Below are 4,342 nucleotides of genomic sequence, written 5' to 3' on the forward strand. Positions count from 1 at the left end.
CGTGTACGACAACGAGGTGACCTCCGCCGGCCGGCTCGAGCTGCTGCCTTTCCTGCGGGAGCAGTCGATCACGATCACGGCGCACCGGTTCGGCAACCCCGACCCCTGGAGCGAGTCGGTCATCTGAACGCGGCATCCGTGTAAAAGATTCTTGACACGGATGCCGCGCGGGTCGATACTCGGGGTGTCAAAGATTCTTGACACCCTCGAGGAGGACGCCGTGGTCTACCAAGAACGCAACACCTGGGCGGGACTCATCGTCCTGCCCGTCGTGATGACGGCCTACGTCATCGCGATCCTGCAGGCTGCCGACGGCGGCCCGCTCGCCGAGGTTCACTGGTGGCCGATCATGCTGTGGACGATCGGCGGCGGCATCGTCGGCACGATCGTGTTGAGCATCGTGTGGGGGATCATCGCCGGTATGCGCGACCCCGACGCGGCCGGCGCCTCGGATCTGCGAGACCGCGACATCGCGCGCATGGGCGACAGGGTCGGCCAGGCCTTCATGGTCATCGCCGGTCTCGGCGTGATCGTGCTGTGCGCCGTCGAGGCATCCTGGTTCTGGATCGCGAACACCATGTACCTCGGGTTCGCGCTGTCGGCTTTCATCGGCGGCATCGCGCAGGTCATCGCCTACCGCCGGGGCCTGGCCTGATGGTCAAGCCCACCAAGGTCACGAACGACATCCGCACGCTGCGTGAGGCGACGGGCCTGACCCAGGCCGAGCTCGCCCGCCGCATCGGGGTGACGCGCCAGACGCTCATCGCCATCGAGCAGGGCAAGTACTCGCCCACGCTCGAACTCGCCTTTCAGATCGCGCGCGTCTTCGAGCGGAGCCTCGACGATGTGTTCCAGTACCCCGAAGGGGGAGCATCATGAACACCGCTGCCGCAGTCCCGCCCACCATGACAGCCTGGACGCAGCACCGCTACGGCGGCGCCGATGCCGTCGCGCCCGAAGAGGTGCCGGTGCCCTCTCCGGGGCCGGACGAAGTGCTGGTGCGCATACACGCGACTGCACTGAACTCCGCCGATGCCCGGGTGATGCGGGGCGACCCGCTGATCCTGCGCCTGGCCTTCGGGCTGCGCCGCCCCCGCACCGCGGTGCAGGGCCGCGACATCGCCGGCACGGTCGTCGGCGCGGGCCCCGCTGTCACGACGCTGCAGGTGGGCGACGCGGTGCTCGGCGAGACCACCGGCGGCGGGCTGGCGCCCTACGTGGCGGTGCCCGCTGCGCGGCTCGTCCGGTGCCCGGAGGGCCTCGACGACCTCGTCGCCGCCACGCTTCCGATGGCCGGCGGCACGGCGTGGCAAGCGCTCGCCCTCGCCGGGATCGAAGGCGACGCGGCCGGCGGGACACGCGTGCTGGTCGTGGGCGCAGGGGGCGGGGTGGGGCACTTCACCGTGCAGCTGGCGGCGCTGCGCGGCGCCGAGGTCACGGCGCTGGCGGGGCCCCGTGCCCTTCCCGTTCTCGCGGCACTCGGCGCGAGCACCGGGCTCGAGCACCGGCGCACCGATCTGTCGCAGCTCGCTGCGGCATCCTTCGACGCCGTCGTGGTCATCGCCGGCGACCATCCGCTCCGGCAGCTGCGTCGCCTCGTGCGCCCCAGGGGCACCGTCGTGCTCGTCAGCGGCGGCAGCCGCCCCGTGATCGGGCCTCTCGGCGTGATCCTTCGCGCCATGGTGCTGTCGGTGTTCGGATCGCGGCGCCTGCGGCCGCTCGCGGCGACGGCGAAGCCAGAGGTCACCGCCGAGCTCGCACGCCTCGCCGCGGCGGGGGACCTGAAGCCGCACATCGAGCGCGTGTGGCCGCAGGCAGAGGCCGGTGCGGCGCTGGCGCACATCGACGCGGCCCACACGGTGGGCAAGGTGGTCGTGCGCGGCGTGTGAGCGCTGCGGCCGGGGGAGGGGCGCTGCGGCATCCGCCATGTCACAATGGTCGCGGCGTGTCCGGATCGACCTTTCCCCGCGGCTGGCGAAGCGCGGGTCGAAGGGCCACCGGGCCTGGAAGGACAGCGTCCGCCCGCGTTCGCGAAGGAGCATCATGTCCACGCACCCGCCCCTCCCGCAGTCCCGGGAGCTCGCCGACACTCAGGTCGTCGAGGTCACCGAGCGCCGCGCGCAGCACCGCCGCTACCTGATGTGCCGCCCCGAGCACTTCACGGTGAGCTACCGCATCAACCCCTGGATGGAACCGGGTCGGCCGACCGACACCGCCAAGGCGCTGCGCCAGTGGCAGGACCTGCACGACACCTACGTGCGCCTCGGGCACGAGGTGGAGCTGATCGATCCGGTCCCCGGCCTTCCCGACATGGTCTACACCGCCAACGGCGGATTCGTCATCGACGGCCGAGCGCTGGGCGTGAAGTTCCGCGTCCCCGAGCGCCGTGGCGAAGAGCGCCCGTTCATGGACTGGTTCGCCGCGCACGGGGTCGACGTGATCGAGCCCGTCGAAGTGCAGGAGGGCGAAGGGGACTTCCTTCTCGTGGGCGACACGATCCTCGCCGGGACCGGCTTCCGCTCGGTCGGGGACAGCCACCGTGAAGTGGCCGACGTCTTCGCGCGGGAGGTCATCAGCCTGCGGCTCATCGACCCGCGTTTCTACCACCTCGACACCGCGATCGCCGTGCTCGACCCGGTCGAGGGGCCCAGCGGGGTGGACCGCGCCAACATCGCCTACCTGCCGACCGCGTTCGACGACCGCGCCCGGGCCGTGCTCGCCGAGCGCTTCCCTGATGCGATCGCCGTCTCCGACAGCGACGGCGCGGTGTTCGGACTCAACACCGCCAGTGACGGGCGAAACGTGATCGTCTCCCCGCGCGCGGTCGGCTTCATCGACCAGCTGCGCGACCGCGGCTACATCCCCGTCCCCGTCGACCTGTCCGAGCTGCTGCTCGGCGGCGGCGGGATCAAGTGCTGCACCCTCGAGCTGAGAGGCTGACATGGCCACCGTCCCGCAGAACCTCGACGCCGACGCCGCCCGATTGATCGCCGTCGAAGACGAGCACGTCGCCCACACCTACGATCCGCTCCCCGTGGTGATCGCCGGAGGCGAGGGGGCCTGGGTCACCGACGTCGAGGGCAAGCGGTACCTCGACCTGCTGTCGGCGTACTCGGCGCTGAACTTCGGGCACCGGCATCCCGACCTCGTCGCCGCCGCGACCGCCCAGCTCGGCCGGCTCACCCTCACCAGCCGTGCGTTCCACAACGACAGGCTGGGCCCCTTCGCCGCGGCGCTGGCCGAGCTCTGCGGCAAGGACCTCGTTCTGCCGATGAACACCGGGGCCGAGGCGGTGGAGTCGGGGATCAAGGTCGCCCGGGCCTGGGCGTACCGGGTGAAGGGCGTGGCGCCGGATGCCGCGACCATCATCGTCGCCGGGGGCAACTTCCACGGCCGCACGACGACGATCGTCGGCTTCAGCGACGATCCCACTGCCCGCGACGACTTCGGGCCGTACGCACCGGGATTCGTCTCGGTGCCGTTCGGCGACGCTGCGGCGATCGAGGCCGCCATCGACGAGAACACCGCCGCCGTGCTGCTGGAGCCCATCCAGGGCGAGGCGGGCGTGATCGTGCCGCCAGAGGGATACCTGCGTGCCGTCCGCGAGATCTGCACCCGTCACGGCGTGCTGTTCATCGCCGACGAGATCCAGTCGGGACTGGGACGGGTCGCGACCACGTTCGCGTGCGACCGCGAGGACGTCGTTCCCGACGTCTACCTGCTGGGCAAGGCGCTCGGGGGCGGCATCGTGCCGCTGTCGGCGGTCGTCGCCGACCGCGACGTGCTGGGGGTGCTGCGCCCAGGCGAGCACGGCTCGACGTTCGGCGGAAACCCGCTCGCGGCCGCCGTCGGGGAGCGGGTGGTGCAGCTGCTCGCGACGGGCACGCTGCAGACGCGCGCGGCCGCCCTGGGCGAGCACCTCGAGGCCGTGCTCGCGCCGCTGGTCGGCCATGGGGTGACCGCAGTGCGTGTCGCGGGCCTCTGGGCCGGCGTCGATATCGACGCCGCACGCGGCACCGGTCGCGAGATCGCGGAGCGGCTGCTTGCCCGCGGCGTGCTGGCCAAGGACACCCACGGGCAGACCATCCGCCTCGCGCCGCCCCTGGTCATCCGTGCCACCGAGCTGGACTGGGCGGTGGAGCAGCTGAAGGTCGCCCTGGGCTGACGCCGCGGCGCCACGACCCCGCGATGTCAAGCCCGCACGGCGGAAACATGGCCGCAATCCGCCGCGGATAGGGTGATCTCATGGGTGACTTGTTCGACGGCTACGGTTCGACTCTGGCGCCGCGCAAGACGCCGTCGGGCGTCCCCGCGTTCGACGAGATGTTCGGCCACCCCGACG

General features: G+C 71.5%; 5 protein-coding genes. All 5 read left to right on the forward strand.

From position 1 onward, the window contains the following. Positions 1-184 precede the first annotated feature (184 nt). Positions 185-655 carry a hypothetical protein gene (locus NQ160_RS19420; protein ID WP_257516757.1) on the forward strand — a complete coding sequence of 157 codons (471 nt, stop codon included), beginning with the start codon at positions 185-187 and terminating at the stop codon, positions 653-655. Continuing rightward, positions 655-879, forward strand: coding sequence for a helix-turn-helix transcriptional regulator (locus tag NQ160_RS19425; RefSeq protein ID WP_257516758.1), 225 nt, complete (start codon positions 655-657; stop codon positions 877-879). Before NQ160_RS19420 ends, NQ160_RS19425 begins: the two co-directional genes overlap by 1 nt. Then, a complete protein-coding gene (locus tag NQ160_RS19430; RefSeq protein WP_257516759.1) occupies positions 876-1,889 on the forward strand; it encodes an NAD(P)-dependent alcohol dehydrogenase in 1,014 nt (337 codons plus the stop codon). Before NQ160_RS19425 ends, NQ160_RS19430 begins: the two co-directional genes overlap by 4 nt. A 154-nt stretch (positions 1,890-2,043) precedes the next feature. Next, positions 2,044-2,940, forward strand: a complete 897-nt coding sequence (gene ddaH, locus NQ160_RS19435; protein WP_374113682.1) for a dimethylargininase — start codon at positions 2,044-2,046, stop codon at positions 2,938-2,940. 1 nt (position 2,941) lies between these two features. Next, positions 2,942-4,165 carry an ornithine--oxo-acid transaminase gene (gene rocD, locus NQ160_RS19440; RefSeq protein WP_257516760.1) on the forward strand — a complete coding sequence of 408 codons (1,224 nt, stop codon included), beginning with the start codon at positions 2,942-2,944 and terminating at the stop codon, positions 4,163-4,165. The last annotated feature ends 177 nt before the right edge of the window (positions 4,166-4,342 follow it).

This window comes from Microbacterium sp. zg.Y909 (assembly GCF_024626565.1).